Annotated in this window: 17 protein-coding genes and 1 pseudogene; 10 read left to right on the top strand and 8 right to left on the bottom strand. The window is 64.8% G+C overall.

The genetic code is table 11. The features are described from left to right. Positions 1 to 7: 7 nt before the first annotated feature. Positions 8 to 1,891, bottom strand: coding sequence for an ABC transporter ATP-binding protein (locus tag EYW42_RS15770; protein ID WP_135536272.1), 1,884 nt, complete (start codon positions 1,889 to 1,891; stop codon positions 8 to 10). Positions 1,892 to 2,023: 132 nt separating this feature from the next. Here EYW42_RS15770 and arcS point away from each other — a divergent pair, with 132 nt between their 5' ends. Then, positions 2,024 to 3,814 (top strand): archaeosine synthase subunit alpha, encoded by a 1,791-nt coding sequence (gene arcS, locus EYW42_RS15765; RefSeq protein WP_135536270.1) that lies wholly within the window; start codon positions 2,024 to 2,026, stop codon positions 3,812 to 3,814. Between the two features lie 33 nt (positions 3,815 to 3,847). Here arcS and EYW42_RS15760 read toward each other — a convergent pair whose 3' ends face one another. Further along, positions 3,848 to 4,231 (bottom strand): hypothetical protein, encoded by a 384-nt coding sequence (locus EYW42_RS15760; protein ID WP_135536267.1) that lies wholly within the window; start codon positions 4,229 to 4,231, stop codon positions 3,848 to 3,850. A 454-nt stretch (positions 4,232 to 4,685) separates the two neighbouring features. On the opposite strand from EYW42_RS15760, the gene EYW42_RS15755 reads away from it, so the two are divergent. From EYW42_RS15755 to EYW42_RS15745, 4 genes and pseudogenes are all read left to right on the top strand, one after another. Continuing rightward, a complete protein-coding gene (locus EYW42_RS15755) occupies positions 4,686 to 5,075 on the top strand; it encodes a hypothetical protein (protein WP_135536265.1) in 390 nt (129 codons plus the stop codon). A gap of 157 nt (positions 5,076 to 5,232) precedes the next feature. Next, positions 5,233 to 5,511, top strand: a pseudogene (locus EYW42_RS20575) (ubiquitin-like small modifier protein 1); the annotation flags it as partial. Beyond that, positions 5,488 to 5,775 carry a hypothetical protein gene (locus tag EYW42_RS20570; protein ID WP_202613932.1) on the top strand — a complete coding sequence of 96 codons (288 nt, stop codon included), beginning with the start codon at positions 5,488 to 5,490 and terminating at the stop codon, positions 5,773 to 5,775. The pseudogene EYW42_RS20575 and the gene EYW42_RS20570, both read left to right, overlap by 24 nt. Before the next feature lie 31 nt (positions 5,776 to 5,806). Further along, positions 5,807 to 6,163, top strand: a complete 357-nt coding sequence (locus EYW42_RS15745) for a hypothetical protein (RefSeq protein WP_135536261.1) — start codon at positions 5,807 to 5,809, stop codon at positions 6,161 to 6,163. Positions 6,164 to 6,193: 30 nt separating this feature from the next. Here EYW42_RS15745 and EYW42_RS15740 read toward each other — a convergent pair whose 3' ends face one another. The 3 genes from EYW42_RS15740 to EYW42_RS15730 all read right to left on the bottom strand — a co-directional run bounded on the left by EYW42_RS15740 (position 6,194) and on the right by EYW42_RS15730 (position 9,751). Continuing rightward, positions 6,194 to 6,889, bottom strand: coding sequence for a cupin domain-containing protein (locus EYW42_RS15740; RefSeq protein ID WP_135536259.1), 696 nt, complete (start codon positions 6,887 to 6,889; stop codon positions 6,194 to 6,196). Between the two features lie 174 nt (positions 6,890 to 7,063). Continuing rightward, positions 7,064 to 7,636 carry a response regulator transcription factor gene (locus EYW42_RS15735; RefSeq protein WP_135536257.1) on the bottom strand — a complete coding sequence of 191 codons (573 nt, stop codon included), beginning with the start codon at positions 7,634 to 7,636 and terminating at the stop codon, positions 7,064 to 7,066. A 177-nt stretch (positions 7,637 to 7,813) separates the two neighbouring features. Then, entirely contained in the window at positions 7,814 to 9,751 is a 1,938-nt protein-coding gene (locus tag EYW42_RS15730; RefSeq protein ID WP_135536255.1) for an aldehyde ferredoxin oxidoreductase family protein, read from the bottom strand. Positions 9,752 to 9,924: 173 nt separating this feature from the next. On the opposite strand from EYW42_RS15730, the gene EYW42_RS15725 reads away from it, so the two are divergent. Next, positions 9,925 to 10,278, top strand: a complete 354-nt coding sequence (locus EYW42_RS15725; protein WP_161972969.1) for a VanZ family protein — start codon at positions 9,925 to 9,927, stop codon at positions 10,276 to 10,278. 3 nt (positions 10,279 to 10,281) lie between these two features. On the opposite strand, the gene EYW42_RS15720 is transcribed toward EYW42_RS15725, so the two are convergent. Next, the gene (locus EYW42_RS15720) at positions 10,282 to 11,580 is read right to left on the bottom strand and encodes a DUF5305 family protein (protein WP_135536253.1); all 1,299 of its coding nucleotides are present in this window, start codon (positions 11,578 to 11,580) and stop codon (positions 10,282 to 10,284) included. Further along, on the bottom strand, positions 11,577 to 12,086 hold the full coding sequence (locus EYW42_RS15715) for a hypothetical protein (RefSeq protein WP_135536252.1): 510 nt from the start codon (positions 12,084 to 12,086) through the stop codon (positions 11,577 to 11,579). Before EYW42_RS15715 ends, EYW42_RS15720 begins: the two co-directional genes overlap by 4 nt. A gap of 333 nt (positions 12,087 to 12,419) precedes the next feature. On the opposite strand from EYW42_RS15715, the gene EYW42_RS15710 reads away from it, so the two are divergent. The 4 genes from EYW42_RS15710 (at position 12,420) to EYW42_RS15695 (ending at position 17,791) form a co-directional block, all read left to right on the top strand. Further along, positions 12,420 to 12,986 carry a hypothetical protein gene (locus tag EYW42_RS15710; RefSeq protein WP_135536251.1) on the top strand — a complete coding sequence of 189 codons (567 nt, stop codon included), beginning with the start codon at positions 12,420 to 12,422 and terminating at the stop codon, positions 12,984 to 12,986. Positions 12,987 to 13,085: 99 nt separating this feature from the next. Then, entirely contained in the window at positions 13,086 to 14,234 is a 1,149-nt protein-coding gene (locus EYW42_RS15705; RefSeq protein WP_135536250.1) for a signal peptidase I, read from the top strand. Between the two features lie 29 nt (positions 14,235 to 14,263). Then, positions 14,264 to 16,681 (top strand): bacterio-opsin activator domain-containing protein, encoded by a 2,418-nt coding sequence (locus EYW42_RS15700; RefSeq protein WP_161972968.1) that lies wholly within the window; start codon positions 14,264 to 14,266, stop codon positions 16,679 to 16,681. A gap of 39 nt (positions 16,682 to 16,720) precedes the next feature. Beyond that, positions 16,721 to 17,791 carry an archaeosine biosynthesis radical SAM protein RaSEA gene (locus tag EYW42_RS15695; protein ID WP_135536248.1) on the top strand — a complete coding sequence of 357 codons (1,071 nt, stop codon included), beginning with the start codon at positions 16,721 to 16,723 and terminating at the stop codon, positions 17,789 to 17,791. Between the two features lie 92 nt (positions 17,792 to 17,883). On the opposite strand, the gene EYW42_RS15690 is transcribed toward EYW42_RS15695, so the two are convergent. Then, positions 17,884 to 20,181: a hybrid sensor histidine kinase/response regulator gene (locus EYW42_RS15690; RefSeq protein ID WP_135536247.1), complete on the bottom strand. Its 2,298-nt coding sequence runs from the start codon at positions 20,179 to 20,181 to the stop codon at positions 17,884 to 17,886. Between the last annotated feature and the right edge of the window lie 34 nt (positions 20,182 to 20,215).

The raw sequence follows: 20,215 nt of genomic DNA, 5'->3' as shown, positions 1-20,215 counted from the left end.
GACGATGCTACGTCTCCGCCTGCATCCGCCGCTGTGCGCGGTCGAGGAACGAATCCGGTAGTTCCTCCACGTCGCCGACCTGCACTCGCCAGAGGTTGGCGTAGAGGCCGTCCGCGGCGAGCAGTTCCTCGTGGCTCCCTCGCTCGACTATCTCGCCGTCGTCGAACACGAGGATGGTGTCTGCGTCCCGGATCGTCGAGAGTCGGTGAGCGATTGCGAACGTCGTCCGGTCGGCGGTGAGGTCCACCAGGCGCTCCTGGATGACGGCCTCCGTCTCGTTGTCGACGTGGCTGGTCGCCTCGTCGAGGACGAGTATCTCTGGGTCTTTCAGCAGCGCCCGGGCGAGGGCGACGCGCTGTTTCTGTCCGCCCGAGAGCTTCACGCCGCGCTCGCCGACCTCGGTGTCGTAGCCGTCGTCGAGTTCAGTGACGAACTCGTGAGCGCCGGCGCTCTTGGCGGCGGCGACGACCTCCTCGTGGCTCGCCTCCTTGCCGTACGCGATGTTCTCGACGACGGTACCCGTAAAGAGGTACGGCTCCTGCGAGACGTAGCCGACGCGGTTGCGGAGGCTCCGGAGCGTCACGTCGCTCACATCCTGGCCGTCGATACGCACCGCGCCCTCGGTCACCTCGTACAGCCGCGGGAGCAGTTTCATCGTCGTCGACTTGCCGGCACCGGTGGGGCCGACGAGGCCGACGAACGAACCCGGTTCGGCCTCGAACGAGACGTTCGTGAGCGCCGGTTCGTCAGCGCCGTCGTAGGAAAACGTCACGTCGTCGTACTCGACGCGACCCTCGGGGACCGCGAGGTCGTCGGCGTCCGGTGCGTCGCGGATATCGCTGTCGCCCTCCAACAGGGTGACCACTCGCGCCGCGGCGGCGCGGGCGTTCTGATAGCCGTCGAGCACGCCGGCGAACTGGTACATCGGGAACTGGAACCGGTTGCTGTACAGCAGGAAGGTGACGAGCGTCCCGACCGACAGCGGCGCTGTGAAAAACAGCGGCGGCTGAAACAGCAGCCAGTAGCCGCCGACCAGGAAGGTGACGGCGTAGCCGAGCGAGGTCAGTCCGGAGATTGAGCCGATGAGGCCGACCCGTTCCAGGAACGCTGACCACGCGATGTCGCGGTAGTCCGCCGACGAGTCCTGTACGCGGTCGCGTTCTTCGTTCTCCGTGTTGTATGATTTGATCGTCTGAATCCCGCCGACGTTGTTCTCAAGCCGGCCGTTCAGTTTGCCGACGCGGGAGCGTTTCTCCTCGTACTTCGGGGAGACGCGGCGCTCGAACAGCCGCGTCACGCCGAAGAGAACGGGCAACACGAGCAGCGCGACTGACGCGAGTTGCGGATGGATCCAGAGCATGAACGCCGAGATGCCCGCGGTCATCACCAACACCCGGATCCCCATCGAGACGATCTGGGTGAAGAAGTTCTCCAGTTTGTTCACGTCGTTGTTCAGCACGCTCATCACCTCACCCGTCTGCGTGTCGTCGTAGAACGCGAGTTCGCGCTCCTGAGCGGCCTCGTAGGCGTCGACCCGCACCTCGTGTTGCATGTGCTGGGCGAAGTTGCCCCAGAGATAGTCCGCCGTGGTGCCGAAGACGAGCGCCGCCGTCGACAGCACGACGATGAGACCGAGCGTGAACCAGAACTGACCGGTCCGTTCGGCGGGTATCCACGCGTCGGGGAGAAACCGGATCGAGTACTGCTGCGTGCCGGTAAACAGCGCGTCGATAGCGACGCCGAGAATGTACGGCATCACCTGCGACACGGCTACGGTGAAGACCGTCAACGCGATGCCGAGAGTAAGGTGGACTCGGTAGCCGTCGCCGTACCGCCTAACGAGGGCGAGGAGAGCGCGACGGCCGTCCCTGTCCGTGTCTAATTCGTCCATAGATAGGGACGCGCTACCGGTTCAAAAAACCTTGTGGGGGTGTGCGAACTTCTGGCAACCGAACCGCGGCCGCGTCGACAGCGCCCGGGCCGTAACGACACGCTCATTCCGGCGGGGCCACTCTCGACGGGTATGACCGACTACTTCGAGGTCCACGAGCACGACGGGGCCGCCCGGGTGGCGGAACTCCGCCTCTCGGACCCGGTGACGACGCCGGCGTTAGTCGACGAAGTGGACCGCGGCGGCGACCCGAGCGCCCGCTCTCACGGGATCATCGAGGACGCCGGGAGCCTCTGGCCCGAGGAGCGCGAACTACCCGAGGGCGACGAGTCGACGCTCACTGTCCTCCCGCACCGCGCGTTTCCCGGCGGCACCGCGGACGAGGTGCAGGAATCGTTCGCCGTCGACCACCCCGAGGTCGAGTATCCGAACGCCGTCGTCGTCTCGCCGGACACCGCGGCGGACCACGCGGCGGACGCCTACGTCGTCTCGGGCGCGCCGGGGTTCGTCGGTCACGGCGCGGCGTTTCGCGAGGCGATAGTCGACATCCGCGAGGCTATCCCCGCAGACAGTGCGCTGTATCTGCCCGGCGCGGCCACGCCGAAAAACGTCGCCGTCCTCGCCTACGCCGGCGTCGATCTGGTTGACCCGGACAGGGCCGTCGTGAAGGGGACGCAAGGGAAGTACCTCACCAACGACGGCGAGGCGTTCCTCGAAGACCTGACTGAACTCCCCTGTGCCTGTCCCGCCTGCCAGCGGTCGGTCGAGGAGTTCGACCGCGAGGACTGCGCCCGGCACAACGTCAACGCGCTCGCCGCGGAACTCGGACGCGTCCGCGAGCGCATCCGCGCCGGTCGTCTCCGGGACTACGTCGAGGGGCAGGCCCGTCACGAGCAGTGGCTCACCGCGGCGTTTCGCGAGTTCGACCAGCAGTGGGGGTACGTCGAGGAGCGCACACCAGTCTATCGAACAGCGGAGATCACCGCCGCGACGGAAGACACCATGCGTCGCGTGGAGATCCAGCGCTTCGCCGAGCGCGTCACCTCGCGATACCGCAACCGGTTCGACAACCCGCTGGTCCTCGTGCCGTGTTCGGCCCGCAAACCGTACAGCGAGTCCCAGAGCCACGGGCAGTTCCACGACGCTACCCAGTTCCGCGCCCACACGGTGTCGATGACCTCTCCGATCGGCGTCGTCCCGCAGGAACTCGAACTCACGTACCCCGCCCAGCACTACGATTCGGTCGTGACCGGGCGGTGGTCGGCCGAGGAGAAACAGTTCGTGAGTACGATCCTCCGGCAGTATCTCGAACGGAACGAGTACCCCCGCGTCATCGCACACGTCCCCGGTGAGGGGTACCGCGACATCTGTGAGCGGGTCGAGGAGTCGCTCGACGTGGAGTTCGAGTACACCGTCGAGGACCACCCCACGACGACCGAGTCGCTGGCCAATCTCTCGTCGACGCTGTCGGGCGAACTCAAGTTCTCGAAGCGGGAGCGCGAACACAACACCGTCCGCGCTATCGCCGACTACCAGTTCGGTCCCGGTGCCGGCGACGACCTGTTTGGCGACATCTCGACGCAGAGCCGCTACCCCAAACTCCGCGTACACGACGACGGGGGAGAGCAACTCGCGGCCATGGTCCCGCAGTACGGCGTGCTCGCGTTCACCCTCGCCGGCGCGCGCCGCTGGGTTGACAGCGACGCGGCGACGAAACGGGTCGAGATAGATGGGTTCACCCCGCACGGAAGCGTTCTCGCGCCGGGCGTGCTAAACGCCGACGACGACATCCGCGTCGGCGACGAGGTCGTCATCGAGGGCCCGGCGGCGTTCGCGGTCGGCCGCGCGCAGATGACGGGACCGGAGATGGCAGAGAGCACTCGCGGCATCGCATGCTCGGTTCGTCACGTCGACGAAAAGTAGCGCCGGTCGGCGAGAACACGCCGAACTGGACAGTCACTGAACGATATGTTCCATCGTCGCGGCGTCGCGCGTACAGACGCCGTCGACGACCTCCGGGAGGCAGATCCGCCTGTCCCACCCCACCCGTTCGAGTTCCGCGTTTACCTGTTCCATACACGACAGTACCCGTCGCATCGCGTCGTCGCGGGTCGAGACGGCCCCGATATCGGTCACGTGGCGCGCCTCGCCGCTTCGCTGGTGGCCGCGTATCTTCCAGATTCCCCTTTCGCGGGTCACGCTCAGAGCCAGGTCGCCGCCCTCGTGGGCGACGACCAACTCGTCGTCGCTCTCCTTCCGCACCGCCCAGCCCGACGGCAGATCCGGGCCGTCGTTTCCCGCGGCGACGGTCCGCTCCTCCGAGTGGTCGCGGCGTGTCATCGCGCGTCGCCACCGGTCGGAGCCGGGGTCGTCGTGTCGATCACGTTTTCGTTCGATCGCCGCGTCTTCTGTGAATTTCACGCCGGTAGGAAGTATACGTAGATGAGTGATAAACTGCTGATACCGTTACGGACCGTTTCGATCCGATGGAATCAGCCTACCGATGGGGACCGCCCGACCAGGGAACTGCGAACGGATGCCATCGCCGATTACTACCGCGTCAGTTCGGTGAAAGTTGTGATTCTAGCAGGCGCAGAGAGGTGTTTAAGCGGCAGTTAGCTTCGGAGGCTCACGGAAAGCGCGACTTACGAAGATATCGCGAAGGGAAGCGAAGCCCTCGCCCGGTAAGCCGTTCGTAATTGAGAGCAGTGAACCGAGTCGATCACTGCCGACCAAGACGTTCGTTTTTCGCCCGCGGCGAGCGTTTTTGGTGCAGCGGTCCGGAACGTACGGTATGGACGAAGTGTCACTCGCGGTTCCGAAGCCGATCGTCGACTCGCTGCCGGAGGACGGCCAGAGCGCCGCGACGGACATGCAGCGGGCGGTCGAAGGATGGGAGTCACGGATAAACCGAGCGATAGCGGAGGCCGACGACGACCGCGAGGCGGCGGGGTACGTCGCCGACGCAGTCGAGCAGTTCGACGACCGCGCGGAGACGTTCGACGAGTTCGTGCCCGAACTCCGGGCGTGGGGCCAGTCGCCGATCTACGCCATCGCCTGGCGAAACCTCTATGCAGACTTAATAGAGCAGATCTACGAACGCGACGACATCGCCGACGAACTCGACCGGGAGCGAAACGCCCGACTCGTCGAAGACGGTATCCGCCTCAGCGACAAGTACTGAGAGAGACTGTTTTCCTTTAGTTCGGTCGTTCGCCGACCACACGTCGGCGGACACCGGCAAACGGTTACAGAACACCGACACGGCCTGCGGGCGACCAATAGCGGCCAATACGGCTCTCCGGCGGAGGTTTAAGCGCGTCGCACACTAGTGCCGCGACATGGAGATCGAGTTGCGGACCTTCGCTACCTTCCGGGATGCCGTCGGGCAGAAGGAAGTCGCCATGGACGTCGACGGCGACCGGACTACCGTTGGGTCGGTCCTCGCGACGCTAGAGGACGAGTACGACGGCCTTACCGGACAACTGCTTGAGGACGGAGATATCCGACCGCAGTTGAGCATACTCAAGAACGGCCGGGAGGTGATCCACATGGACGGGACGGAGACGGTCCTCGAGGACGGCGACGAACTGTCGCTGTTCCCGCCGGTCGCCGGCGGAAGCGAGCGGGTAACGCGCACGCGTTCGTTCCGCGGCATATCGCGCCGCCTGGCGGTCCGGTATCTGGAGAACCTCGACGGGGAGCAAGTGGACGACGACGCCGTCGAGGGCGGGGACTGGCGCGCGACCCTGACGGCCGACGACGTGGCTATCGGGCCGTCGCTGACGCTGACGGAGGTGACCGTCGAGTTCGAGGGCGACCCCGCGACGCTCGATTCACTCGTCGGCGAGTTCGCACAGAAAGCGATGCGGGCCGGCGGATGACCAACGCTCGCGCTCGCTCCGGAGGGATGCCGTGACGGCGGACCCTATCGAGGGGCAGGTGCTTCTCGTCGCCGGCGCGAAAGCGAGCGTCGCGCCCGAGCGCCTGCCGGCGCTCGTCGACCAGGTGCAGGCGGCGCTCGAACCCAGGGCCGACCGCTACCGACGACAGTTCGAGTGCGTCCACGAGGACGAGGACCGTGCCGTGTTTCTGGCCGCCCCCGACCACTGGGCGACGCTCGGCGAGGACCTGGGCTTGCGAGAGCGAGAGCGCAACGCGATCCGGCGCGCACACGAGGAGCAGGTTCACCGGATCGGCCGCCGGACCGACCGCGAAGCCGAGTTCGAGACCGCTCTGGAGATCCGGACACCCGTCGTCATCGGACTGTAACGGCGCTCGCGCGTCGGCCGAGTACTCCCGTCACAGGTCTGGCTGTTCGACGGTGGCCTCCCAGAACTCGTCGCGGAGATATCGCTTGTCGACAGCGCAGTGACCGAAGGCCTTGGCGACGCGGCCGACAGTGGCCCACAACACACGCTGGACGGCGAACGGTGCGGACGGGATCTTCGTTCCCTCGCGGATGGCTTCCGCCATCACGAGTCCGTGAACGAACCCTGGCTCTCCGTACCCGCCGTCTGTACCGAACTCGCCGTCGTGGTCCTTCCCGCAGACGGTACACAGCGTCTCGGCAGTCTTCATCCACGGGAGTTCCACGTACGTCGCCACGAAGTCGTCAGTGTCGTTCCGGAAGGAATGCGACTGCCCTGGCTGTACCGTGACCTCCTCACCGGGGCCGAGACGCTGCGGTTCCCCCTCGACGACGACCGTGATCTCGCCCTCGACCGTCCGGAAGTACTCCGCTTCGTCGGGATGGCGATGGGGAGGAAGTGCAGTCGCGTCGGGAGCCAACCACAGCAGGATCGCCGGGCGCTCGTCCGAATTCTCGTCGGGAGTACGCAACAGGCTGAACCACTGACCAAGTCCGGGACTGGAGACCAGAGGGCGCGAAGCGTTTCGGAGCAGGTCGGCCGCAGGCCCGTTGGGTTCGACCTCTATTCCCCGGCCGTCGGTCGGTTCGCCGTTTTCGTCAAGCGGCCGTCCGATGATCGTTCCCATTCGGGAACGTGTGATATAAAACGTCATAACGCTGACGGAACGTGCCGCAGTTAGTCGACGGGATGGTACGTGCCGGTGATTCGACCGGGAGAAAGAGACTCTCCGCGCGACCAGGCGTACTTGAACCGCCGAGGTTCCCGTCGCCCGGAGTACACATTAGGGTAGAAGACGACGTTAATCGTGGGTTCTGACGGATGGCTCGGACGGCGTTTGGACACCCTCGACGGCCAGCGATTCCTCGAGCGAAGCGACTTCCTCGCGGAGTGCGTCGATGCGGGCCTCCAGGCGCTGGAACTCCTCGCTGTTTTCGAGTTCGGCCGCCGTTTTCTCCACGGTGAGAACGTTCCGACGGACGAGTTTCGCGGAGAGTTCTCGCTGCCGCTCGTCGTACTCGCCCCGCGTGCGGAACCGTTCGACGGTCCGGATCAGTTCCTCGCTGGTGACCGGTTTGACAACGTAGTCGTCGACCGGTAGTTCCACGATGTCGAAGTCGGGGTCGACGGCAGTGACCATCGCCACGTGAGCGTGATAGTTCCGGTTCTGCATCCAGTAGAGAACCTCCTCCCCGGAGGTGTTCGGCAGTTTTCGGTCGAGGAGGACGATGTCTACCTCCGGCCCCATCAGTTCGTGCGCCTCCGCCTCGTCGGAGGCCGTTCTCACGGCGTACTCGTCGTCCAGATACGAAGCGTAGAGGGACGCGAGACTGTCGTTGTCTTCGACCACGAGCACCGTGGCGAGATCGGGCATTGTCGAATAGTTGATCGTCCTCCGATATGTTTCCTGCGGCCAGAATCCGACCGAACCCGGTGACTGAAGTGGGATGGACCTACTGAAACGAAATACATCGAATCACCGGTTGGACCCTCGGTCAGCCGTCTCCTCGCACCGGAGAAACCGCTGCCGCGGGATGAAACCCTCGGCCGATCAGTCGTCTCCGGTGGCCGCCGCTCCACCGCTACTGACGCCCGTTCCGGGACCGATATCGATGCCGAGTTCGTCGAGTTTCTCGTCCGGCACGACGCCGTACTCCCAGTCGCGTACGTCGTAGTACTCCTCTTTCATTTGTTCTAGTTCGCAGAACTCGCCTTCGCTTGCGCCCTGTCCGGGGATGCCCTCGTCGCCCGGCAGGAACCGTTCGGGCAGGGAGTCGTCGTCGCCGTCGAAGCCGACGAGGTTGTTGTAGTACCGCTCCAGATTGTAGATACGCTCACCGGCCTCCAGCAGGTCGTCTTCCGAGTAGTCCAGGCCGGTCATGCCGTTGTACTGGAGGACGTACTCCTCGATGCCTTCGGCGAAGGCGTTGAACTTGCAGATGTCGAACGAGTCGGAGATAGCGTGCATGTCCTGGAACGTCGCGGCCAGTTCGCCCTTGCCCTCCCACTCGTAGGGGTCGACCTTCTCGGGGATCCCGAGGATCTCCGCCGCTGGGGTGTACGCACGGAGGTGACAGGCGCCGCGGTTCGAGGTGGCGTAGCCGATGCCCATCCCCTTCATGCAGCGAGGGTCGTACGCGGCGATAGCCTGGCCCTTCACGTCCAGACGACAGTCGTGTGCGCCGATCTCCTCGGCCATGCGGCGCTGGCCCTCCGCGAGCAGGTCCGCCAGGTCGTCCTCGCGCTTCGCGACGCGTTCGATCATGTCGATCATGGTCTCCTCGTCGCCCCACTCCAGCCCTTCACCGAGGTCGTCGAGATAGCCTTTCTCTGTCGCCTCCATCGCCATCGCCATGATGTTGCCTATCTCGATGGTGTCGACGCCGTAGTCGTTACACCGGTCGATCATGACGGCGACTCTGTCGCGGTCGTCGTTCATCGAGTTCGGCCCGAGCGCCCACGCCGACTCGTACTCGTAGGACTCCATCCGGACGTTCATGTCCTCGCCCTTGTGGTTGACGTCGACCTCGACCTCCTTCTTGCACGCGACCGGACAGGAGTGACAGGTCGGTTCGTCGACGAGGATGTTCTCGCGGACGTTCTCGCCCGAGACGTTCTCGGAGTCGATATTGGGCTCGTCGGGGGATTCGCTCGCCTCGGACCCGGTAGAGGTGTACCGGGCGTTCTGCGTCGGGAGGCCGTCCATCTCCTCCGTGATGTTCATCAGGACGTTCGTCCCGAACTGCGAGAGGCCGCCCTCGTTCGGCGCGGTGACGTCCGACTCCTGGATGGCCTGCATCGCCTGCTTGTGGCCCTCCATGAACGTCTCCTTGTCTTTCGGTTTCGGCATGTCCGTCCCCGATTTGACGACGACCGCCTTGAGGTTCTTCGACCCCATCACACAGCCCGTGCCGCCGCGGCCCGACGCGCGGTCGTCCTCGTTGACGATGCAGGCGTAGCGGACCTCGTTTTCCCCGCCCTGGCCGATAGCCATGGCCGAGAGGTTCTTTCCGTACGCGCCCTCGACCTCGTCTTCGAGGGCCTCTATCGTATCGTGGACGCCCTGTCCCCACAGACTCGACGCGTCGCGGAGTTCCACGTTTCCGTCCTCGACGTACGCGTACACGGGGTCCTCTGCTTCGCCTTCGAACAGCAGCCCGTCGAAGCCGGCCCACTTCAGACGTGCGCCGGACCAGCCGCCGTGGTGCGAGTCCGTCACGGTTCCCGTCAGCGGCGATTTCGTACAGATCGCGATTCGGCCGCTCATCGTCGTCTGGGTCCCCGTGAGCGGGCCGTTCGTGAACGCTAGCAGGTTCTCCGGACCAGTGGGGTCGACATCCGGGCCTTGCTCGAAGACGTATTTTACCCCCAGGCCTCGCGCGCCGATGTACTTCTCGGCGTCCTCTCCGTCGATACCCTCGTACCGTACGTCGCCCTCGGACAGGTCGACCCTGGCGACTCTGTCCTGAAATCCTCCGATATCAGTCATTGTAATTCACGTTCATTACATACGGACTATAACGTGTTAGACGTTCCCATACTAACGTAACCGAAACCAGTTACTCCGACGCCACCAGGCGGTCAGTTGCCATCGGAGACAGCGGAAGTCAAATCGACACGGCATCAGTCGCCTTTTGCCGACGGACGCCCCGAGTGGAGGGTGTGTCCCGACGCTGGTATCCGGCGGTCGCCGTCGCGGTCGCGCTGTTCGTCGCCTCGGTCGTACCGGTCGACGCCGGCGGCGGTAGCGGCCCCGTCGGCGCGGATAAAATCGCCCATGTGGTCGGCTACGCCGTCCTGACCGGTGCGCTCGTCGTTGCCTTCCAGGTCCGACACCGAACGAAGGAGAGCGCCACCGCCAGCGCCGCCGTGGGAGCGATCGCTTACGGTATCGGCATCGAACTAGTGCAGGCCGGGATCACGTACAGGGCGTTCTCGGTCGCGGACATCGCGGCGAACGGGGCGGGAGCGATCGCCGCAGGGATCGCGTGGGTCGCAGCGCGTCGGTTCGGATAACCGTCACACCTCGTTTCTCTCGTCGGCGTTCGGGTCCGACCATTCGAACTCGTCCGATTCGCCCTGCCACTCGAACTCCTCCGCCAGGTCGCCGTTCGACCCGGTCCCGTCCGATGCCTCGTCGCGTTCCGGCGTCGAACCATCATCGTCGGACGGAGCGCTCGACGGTGTCGCGTGGCCGACCCTCGTGCCGTCGAGCGCGTCGTGGCTCGTCGCACGGTCCGAGTGATACACGTACACCACGCCGTCGTCGACGACGTAGAACGCCCCGGTTCGCTCGTCCTCGATCACTCGCCTGTCGCTGTCGATTCCCACGTCGACGAGCCCCGAGAGCGACGAGACGGTCACCGTCGGCCCGGTCCGGTGTTCGGCCGGAACTCGACCGGTCGTGATCCACTCGTCGAGGGCGTCGCGCTCGCGGGCGGTCGTAACGGCGCGGTGAACGCTCTGCGGCGGGCGAAGCGAGTCCGTCGCAGTCAGACCGACGACGAGAGCGAGCGAACCGAGGGCACCGGCGAAAAGCAGTACGCTGCCGTACGACGCGAGGGGGCCGTACTCCCGCGAAACGCGACCGGTTTCGGTGACTCGCTCCGACGCTGATCTGCCCGCGCCCTCTACGGTGTACGTCGACCCGGTCGGGACGATCGAAAGGACGTGCGTCTCGGTAGTGGTGACGCGCTCGCCCTCGACGGTCGCGGTGACGCTCGTCTCCGCGACGACCGCGATCTCCGGGTCCCCCGGTGAGCCGCCGAGTTCGTTGTCCGTCCGGGCGATGGTCCACGCCGCCTCGCTGACGTTCACCTCGAACGGCACGGCGACCGTACCGCTGTCCCCGGTGTCCACGCGGGGGTCGGTCAGTGGTTCGGTAGTGCTCCAGTACTCCCCGCCGTCGTCGGCGGAGCGGAGGCGGAGGCGGAGCGTCGTCTCGGCTTCGATGTCCTCGCCCGTGGCCGCGTACTCGTGGGTGAACGTCCCGTTGAGAACCGGGGCGACGGAGCGGAAATACCGATGCCGGTCGGTGAGTACGCTCCCGTCGGGGTAGACGGGGTTCTCCGAACGAACCACGGCACCGTGCTCGTACGAGCCCTCGGTCTCGACGCTTCCGACCGTCTGCTCGGTCGGTTGCATCGGCGGGTTCACGTGCGCGCCGTATGCGACCCACCCGCCGACGGCACTCAGGAGAACGAGAGCAACGACGACGAGCCCCAGGTTGTCGGCGACGCGCGAGCGAACGGCGGCCGCTGTCCCCGGCCCTGCGTCGCGTCCCTCGTCGACGTCCTCGGGTCGGTCGGTGTGAGTCATGTGCAGTCGATAGATAGCTTCTGGTTGGTCGTCCGTTGCAGGTCGACGGTTTCGTCGCCGGTCGCAGTCACGGAGACGGTGACGTATCCCGTCCCCTGGTCCGTCGCCCCGTCTTTGCACTCTAACTGGAGCACGTAGTCGTGCGAAGTCGTCAGCCCGACTGCGTCCGTATCTCGAACGGTCGCGTACACGCCGGGATCGGTGTCGGTCGTCCCGTCGTCGTAGTCGATCCGGTCGACCGCGCTATCGAACGCCGAAGCGCCCCCAAATGCGGCGGCGTTGTCGTCGAGGAAGTAGGCGTTCCCCGTGTCGTTCCCGCCGCTGATGCTCGCCGCGGAGTCAGCCGAATTGTCGGTCACACCCAGATACGCGTCCGGATCGTTTGCGACCGTTATATTGCCCGGTCGGTCGGCCATCACGTCGGCGAAACCGACGGAACCAGTAACGAGTAGCGCCGCGCCGCAGAGCAGCAACACCGCGCCCAGGCGCTGCCGCCGGTCAACCACGGTCGACGACTCCCGCGCGTCGCTCGTTCCGGTCTCGCGCGCGCCGACCGACTCGCGGTCCGATACCCTCGGTTCCCGTCACTACCGAAGGGGTACGAATCCACGCCCCTTTAACGACTCGGCCAAACATCATGTTGGATTTTTAATAACCCAAACTATATAGGCCCGTCACCGACCTCCACCCTTCTCAGTTGGGCATCACCCTATTACCGGGAGACTGTCAATCCAGGTATGTGACATCGGACGGAAAACAATTGCGCGACGTCGAACCTCGAACGGAACGGCGCGTTCCGACGAGGAGGACTGTATCCGTCCGGTCGAGCGGAAAACACAATGAATCGTAGAACATTCGTCATCAGCGTGGGTAGCATCGCAGCGACGGGCGGCGCGGCACTCGGATCGGGCGCGTTCGACCTGATCGAGGCCGACCGTACCGCCGATATCACACTCGCAAGCGACTCTGCGGCCTTGCTCGAACTCACGGACAACGGTACCAGTCAGTTCGTTGACTCAAGCGGCGGTACGAACACCGACCTGTTACAGCTCAAGTACACGGGCTCCGGCAACGCGTCCGGTGCCAACAAGAGCGCCGTTACGACCATCGAAGCCGGGTTCAAGATCGGAAACAACGCCTCCCAGGGCGTCGGCGTGAAGATAGCACACGACGCAGCGGACCCCGCCGCGGTCAACTTCTACGGCGATACCGGGAAAACGACAGCGGTCGAGTCGTTACCCACTGGGAACGGCGATCCGCACAACCTGGACGCGTACGATACCGCGAACAGCACCAAGGACAGTTTCGACGTGACAATAGAACTCGACACGACCGTCACGGATCTCAGCGGCCTGACGACGATCACTGTCACCGCGGATCCGTCCGCCTACACCGACACCGCCTAACGTGACCGCACGCGTCCCGCGACGGCCAACACACGGTGTGTGGGAGCACTGGGGTACGAGGGTCGGGCCGTCGGGGACGGTATCGGTCGCACACGCGACATGAAGGACAGACTCGAAACCGCGCTACAGTGGGCGCTCGTTTTGCTCGTCGTCGCTCTCATCGCGGGGCAGGCGATCGGACAGCCAGTTCTCCTGAGTTACGTCGAAACCGGGAGCATGGAGCCGACGATAGAGGCCGGAGACGGATTTCTCGTGGTCCCAGCGGTACTCGCCGGATCGGTCGAGACTGGCGACGTAGTCGTCTTTCAGTCCGAAACGCTCGACGGGGGGTCGGTGACGACTCACCGCGTAGTCGGGGAATCGAGAAACGGATACGTTACGCAAGGAGACGCGAACACCTTCCCGGACCAGGACGGCGACGAACCGCCGGTGAGCGAGGACCGGATCCTCGGAAAAGCGGTCACTGTCAACGGCGACGTGGTCGTGGTTCCAGGGATCGGTCGGGTCATCCAGAGCAGCGAAGAGGCGGTGGCAAGCGCCGTTCCGTCTGGCTCCGGCCTGCCGGGCGACGCCGGCGGAACCGCTATCGCGTTTCTGGGGGTCGGACTCTGTCTCGTCGGCGGCGGCCTGTTGCTGGGGTACGGCGGTTCGAAGAAACGGGACGCGAACAGGCCAAGCCGCCGCGCCGAGAGTTACGAGGGGAGGCGAGTCGTTCTCGTCGTAACCGTCGCTATCGTTCTCATGGCGACGGCCGGAATGATGTTTGCCTCGGGCGGCATCCAGTACGCTCTCGTCGCGACGGACGACCCGCCCAACGACGACCCGTTCGTTCTCGAACGGGGAACGACCGGAACGGTCACGCACGACGTGAAAAACAGGGCGTTCGCGCCGGTCGTCGTCGTGCGCGAGGCGACGAGCGAAGACGTTCGTGTAACGCGGCGATCCACGGTCATCGGGCCGCGGTCCGCAGGCGAGACGACGCTCCGAGTCGATGCGCCTGACGGCCAGCAGCAGTTCGAGCGGACGGTCTCCGAGCGGCGGTACGTGGCGGTCCTGCCGCCGTCGCTGCTGGTCGCGCTTCACTCGATCCACCCCTGGCTCGCTATCGTCGCAGTCGACGCTGTGATCGCTGTCTGTGTCTTACTCGCGGGGGCATTCCTGTTTCCGGGCCGATACATTCGGGTTCGGACCGACGCCGGCCGGTCGCCGTGGCGGCGGATCGAACGGCTCTGGGAGCGACAAGGTTGAAAAGGTCGCCGCTCAGAGAGGTAATGAGAATGGGACATCCGATCCGCGTCCTCTGTGTCGACGACGATCCGTCCCTCGCGGAACTCGTCGCGACGTACTTACAGGAGGATTACGACGACATCACTGCGGTTCCGGAGACGGACCCGCACGTCGCACTCGATCGGGTCCGCTCGGAGACGTTCGACTGTATCGTCAGCGACTACCAGATGCCGGGGATGAACGGCCTCGAACTCCTCGACGAGGCCCGGGATCTCCGTCCCGAGATCCCGTTTATCCTCTTTACCGGGCAGGGGAGCGAAACCGTCGCGAGCGACGCCGTTTCCGCAGGCGTGACGGACTACATTCGGAAAGCGACGGGCACCGAACAGTACGACCTGCTGGTCAACCGCGTCAGAAACGCCGTCGACAGACACCGTGCCGAACTCGACTATCAGACTATCTTCGACGGCGTCACTGACGCGATACTCGTCGTCGACCCGTCGACCGGTTCAGTCATCGATGTCAACCGAGCGTTCTGTGAACTCTGGGGGTACGACGAGACGAACGCTCGCTCGCTCTCACCCGCGGACCTGACAGTGGAAAACGCCGGGGCGGAGCGGTTGTGCGACCCGTCGAACGAGAAGCGGGATATCGAATGCGTCACCGCCGAAGGCGAACGGTTCTGGGCCTCGGTGAGCGTCAAACGGGCCGACATACGCGGCACGGAGCGGATACTGGCGATCGTCCGGGATGTGACCGAGCGCCACGAACGCGAGGAGGCGCTCTCAGCGCTGGTCGGAGCCGAACAGACGCTGTTGGAGGCCGAAACGTCCGCTGCCGTCTGCGAGCGAGCGACCGAACTCGCCACGGAGGCTCTCGGGTTCGATGCTGCGCAGTTGTTGCTCCGCGACGAGACCGGGACGTTACGAACGGCGGCGTCCGTCGGACCGGTCCCGGTCGACGACGAGGTGTTTGCCGCCGCGCGTCGTCAGATAGCGGCCGACGTGCTCGGAACCGCCGAACTTCAGACCCGGCGCGACACCAGCGCCGTCGGACGGTATCCGAACGACTTCCCGATGCGCTCGGAGCTCCGCGTCCCGATCGGAGACCACGGCGTTCTGGTCGGCAATACGAGCGACGAACGGGCGTTCGGCCCGTACGAGCACGACCTGGCGCGGGTGCTTTCGACCAACGTCACCGCCGCACTCGAACGGACGGACAGAGAGGAACTACTCCGGGAGCGGGAGTCGGAACTCGAACGCCAGCGCGACGAACTCACGTCGCTGAATCACACCAATAGGGTGATCCGGAAGATAAACCAGACGCTCGTCGAAGTGTCGAGTCGGGACGAGATCGAACGGGTCGTCTGCGAGCAACTCGCTGCCGCCGACCAGTATCGGATGGCGTGGATCGGGGAGTACGACCTCGTTACCCGCGAGCTAGATCCGAAAGTCTGGGCCGGGATCGAGGACGGCTACCTCCGCGGACGAACCGTCTCGGTCGACGAGTACGAGTCCAACCCGTACCGGACCGCGGTCGACCAGCGGTCGATCGCCGTCCAGCCGCTAACGCCGGACACAGTGCCCCAGGCGAAGTACGAGAGAGCGACCGAACGCGGCTACCGCGCGGTCGCGGTGATACCGCTCGTCCATCAGGGGACGCTGTACGACGTTCTCGGCGTATACGCCGGCCAGAGCGACGCGTTCGGGGAGACGGAACGGGCCGTCCTCTCGGAACTCGGAGAGACCATCGGCTACGCGATGCACGCCGTCGAACAGCGGCGGACCATTCTCACAGACAACGTCACCGAACTGGAGATCGAACTGCGGAGCGAGGAGTCGCTACTCGTCCAGTTAGCGGCCGCGACGGGGTGTCGCGTGGAACTCGACGGACTGATCGTCCAGTCCGACGGGTCCTTGAAGCTGTTCGTAACTGTCGAAGGCAACCCGTCGGCCGACGCCGTAACGGCGGCGGAAGACGTTGACGCGGAGTGGACCGCGATCACGGAGACCGAAACTTCTTCGCTGTACGAACTCACTCTTAGTCGAGCGCCGATCATCGATTTCCTCGCCGAAAACGGTGCGACCCTCAGAACGGCCAGCGCGGAGGGCACCACGGGCCGCCTGGTGATTCAACTCCCCTCACAGACGGACAGTAGGGATCTACTGGACCTACTCGCGGACGTGTACGGTGATGTGAATCTTCTTACACAGCGCGAGCGCAGCCGAAAGCCACAGACGACGACGGAGTTCAAATCGTCTCTCCAGGCCGACCTCACCGACCGCCAGCACGAGGTCCTCCGGACGGCACATCACGCCGGCTTTTTCGAGTGGCCGCGCGTTACGTCCGGCGAGGAACTCGCGTCGTCGCTCGGCATCTCGCAGTCGACGTTCCACGAACACCTCCGAGCGGGCGAGCGAAAACTCGTCGGGACGTTCTTCGACGGAGACGAGAGCGACTACACCTGAACGAAGCGGATTTACGCCCCCGACGACTACGGACCGCCAATGAGCAAGCCGAGCCCCGACGTGTACGAGCAGGGCAAGGGGATGGACGCCCACAACAAGGTAATGCGAGGTATCCGTGCCGAGAAGGAGGCGTCCTACGATCCTCACGAGCCCACGCGGGTGTGGATCGACGAGGACAACACGCCCGACGGAGTCTACCAGAGCCTCACGATCATCCTGAACACCGGCGGGTGTCGCTGGGCGCGGGCCGGCGGCTGCACGATGTGTGGCTACGTCGCCGAATCCGTCGAAGGCGGGAGCGTCGCCCACGACGCGCTGATGGACCAGATCGACGCCTGTCTGGAACACGAAGCGGAGAACGCGGAGGAGCAGTCCGGTCTCATCAAGATCTACACGAGCGGCTCCTTCCTCGACGAGCGAGAGGTCGCAGCCGAATCGCGCCAGGCCATCGCCGAGGCGTTCGCCGACCGCGAGCGGATCGTCGTCGAGAGCCTGCCCGACTTCGTCGACCGCGAGAAACTGGCCGACTTCACGGACGTGGGCCTCGAAACCGACGTGGCGGTCGGCCTCGAAACCGGCACCGACCGCGTGCGCCACGACTGCGTGAACAAGTACTTCGACTTCGAGGCGTTCGTCGAGGCCAGCGAAGAAGCCGACGCGGCCGGGGCCGGCATCAAGGCGTACCTGCTGATGAAGCCGCCGTTTCTCAGCGAACCAGAGGCCGTCGAGGACATGAAGCGGTCGGTCCGCAAGTGTGCGGAGTATGCCCACACCGTCTCGATGAACCCCTGTAACGTCCAGCGGTACACGATGGTCGACGAACTCTACTTCCGGGACGGCTACCGGCCGCCGTGGCTCTGGAGCGTCGCCGAGGTACTCGAAGACACCGCTGACGCCGACGCCATCGTCGTCTCCGACCCCGTCGGCCACGGCAGCGACCGCGGCCCGCACAACTGCGGCGAGTGCGACGACCGCGTCCAGAAAGCGATCAAGGATTTCGACCTGCGGCAGGACCCGTCCGTCTTCGAGCAGGTGTCCTGCGAGTGCGAACGGACCTGGGACGCCGTGATGGCTCGCGAGAAGAGTTACAGCCAGCCGCTGACGCGATAGGCGTCGGTTTCTCATACTGTCGGCTGTACCTTCGGAACGCTACTCGGACTTCCGGGGAGCCGATATTCTGCAAGGGAGTACAGCCAACAGTATCAGGCGTCGGACTCCTCCGAACTCGTTTCGGCGGCATTCACGTCCAGTTTCGTCCGCGGGACCCGCAGTGTCACGACGCTGCCCCGCGGATCGTTGTCGTCGAACGAGAGCGTTCCGCCGGACTGCTGGATGACCCAGTTGACCAGCCAGAGACCAAGGCCGCCGGCGTGTCGTAACTGCGTTATCTCGCGGTTCTCGACGAGCAACTCCCGTTCCGTCCGCGGGAGTCCCGGGCCGTCGTCGCGGACTTCGACCGCCACCGAATCGTCCTCGCGACGAACCGTCACGTCGACCTGCGGCGCGTCAGAGTCGTTGTGGATGACGGCGTTCTGGACGACGTGGTAGACGGCGGTCTGGAGGAGCGTGTCGGCGTTCGCGGACGCGCTATCCGGATGCGAGTACTGGACGGTCGACTCGGGGAACTCGTCTTGCACTCTCTCGACGACGGCCGTGACTGCCTCGATGACGTCGACGGGACTGCCCGTCCGGTTCTCGTTTCCGAGCGTCTGTTCGACCAGCCGCGTTTTCTCCGCCAGTTCGATCAGGTCCGTGGCTCGCTCTTCGATGGCATCGACCGGCGTAGAAAGCGTCTCCCGAACTTCCCCGCGGAGCATCTCGGCGTTTCCCCTGACGATGTTCATCCCGTTCCGGAGGTCGTGGCGGAGGACCCGATTCAACACTTCGACCCGCTTTCTGCGCTGCTTACGCTCCGTGATGTCGGTGAACACCGCGTACCGCTCGGTGTCGTTCGCGCCGACGTCGACTGGAAAGACGGTCAACAGGAACTCCCGCAGTCCGTCGGCAGTCCTGCGCGTGACCTCCCGCTCGACCGTCTCACCGGCGATCGACTGCTGGTTTATCTCCCGGTGGGTTTCTATCCTGTCCGGCGGAACGAGGTGCTCCTCGACCGGACAGCCGCGTATCTCGTCGGCGGTGTAGCCGAAGACGCGCTCGAAGGCTTCGTTTACGTCGGCGATCACTGCCTGACAGTTCTCCGTACGGACGTTCGCAACCGGGTCGGGGACGTTCTCGAACAGCGCTGCGAACCGGTCCCGTTCCTCCCGGAGTTCGCTCTCGAACTGGACGCGGTCGAGAGCGTTTTCCACGTGAGAGACCATCAGTTCCGCCAGTTCCTCGTCGCTTTCGTCGAACGCTCCGGTCGAGGTCGAGATGGCCTGAAACACGCCCATATCGCCTATCGGGACGCTCAGGGCGGAGCGGTACTCGTCCGAGATGGGTGTTGCGACGGCGTCCTCTCTGACATCGTCGACGCGATAGGTTTCTCCGGTTCGGTGGGTCAGCGCCGTGAGATCGTTGCCGAGTTCCCGGCGTCGCTCCTCCCCGGCCGGCAGCGACTCCGACGAGAAGGACTCTATTACGACTTCGTCGCCGTCTATCCGCTGCGTCGCACAGAGATCGAAGTTGAGTACCTGCTGTGCGACCCTGACGGTGTACTCGTAGATCGCAGAGGGCGTCGCGCAGGTGTCTAACTGTGACGCGACCTCGTGGAGGTTGCGCACCTTCCGCTTTTGCCGCCGCAAGGCCTCCTCGACGGTCTTGCGGTCGCTGATATCTCGAACCGTTCCGACGGTTCCGACGAATTCGTCGTCTGCCGGTAGTAGCGACAGGTTCACCTCGCACGGTATCCGTTTGCCGTCTTTCGATCGTATCGCTAACTCGTACGTGACGACGGACCGGTCTTCGGAATCACGCAACTCGGAGATGAGGCGGCGACCGCGTTCGACGTCGTCCGGGTCCATCAGAACGGAGACGTGTTCGCCGAGCAGTTCGTCGCGAGTGTAACCGGTGTACGACAGCAGACTATCGTTGACCGCGGTGTATCGCCCGTCGGCGTCCAGAGCGTACACGCCGTCGCCGACCGCCTCGACGACAGATTCCATCTGACGGAGTTCCGCCCGCCATTCCGACCGGCCTTCCGCCGTCTCGCCGTCGAAGAGAGCCTCGACCCGGTCAAGGAGGGTCTCGACGCCGTCGCACTTCGGAACGTATCCGTCGGCACCGCTCTCGATAGCCCGCCCAGCGGCCGATTCATCGCCGGAGTCGGTGTAGAAGACGAACGGTAGATCCGCGGCGTCCAGCAGGTCGAAACCGGTCCCGTCCGGCAGTTCGGTTTCGCTGACGATGCAGTCCACTCCGTCGCTTTCGAGTACGTCGAGCGCCGTCTCGGAGTCCGTGACGGCTTTCAGCGACGCTGCTACCGATTCGAACGCCGCCGCGACGGACTCCCGGTCAGCGGCGGACGGGTCGACGTGGAGCACCGTTATTTCCTCGGACATCGGTCTATCGTTCGAAAACGGCCTATCCGAGAGA

The sequence above is a fragment of the Halostella pelagica genome, from assembly GCF_004762015.1.
GTDB lineage: Archaea > Halobacteriota > Halobacteria > Halobacteriales > Natronoarchaeaceae > Halostella > Halostella pelagica.
This window is presented reverse-complemented; position numbering and strand designations above follow the sequence as displayed.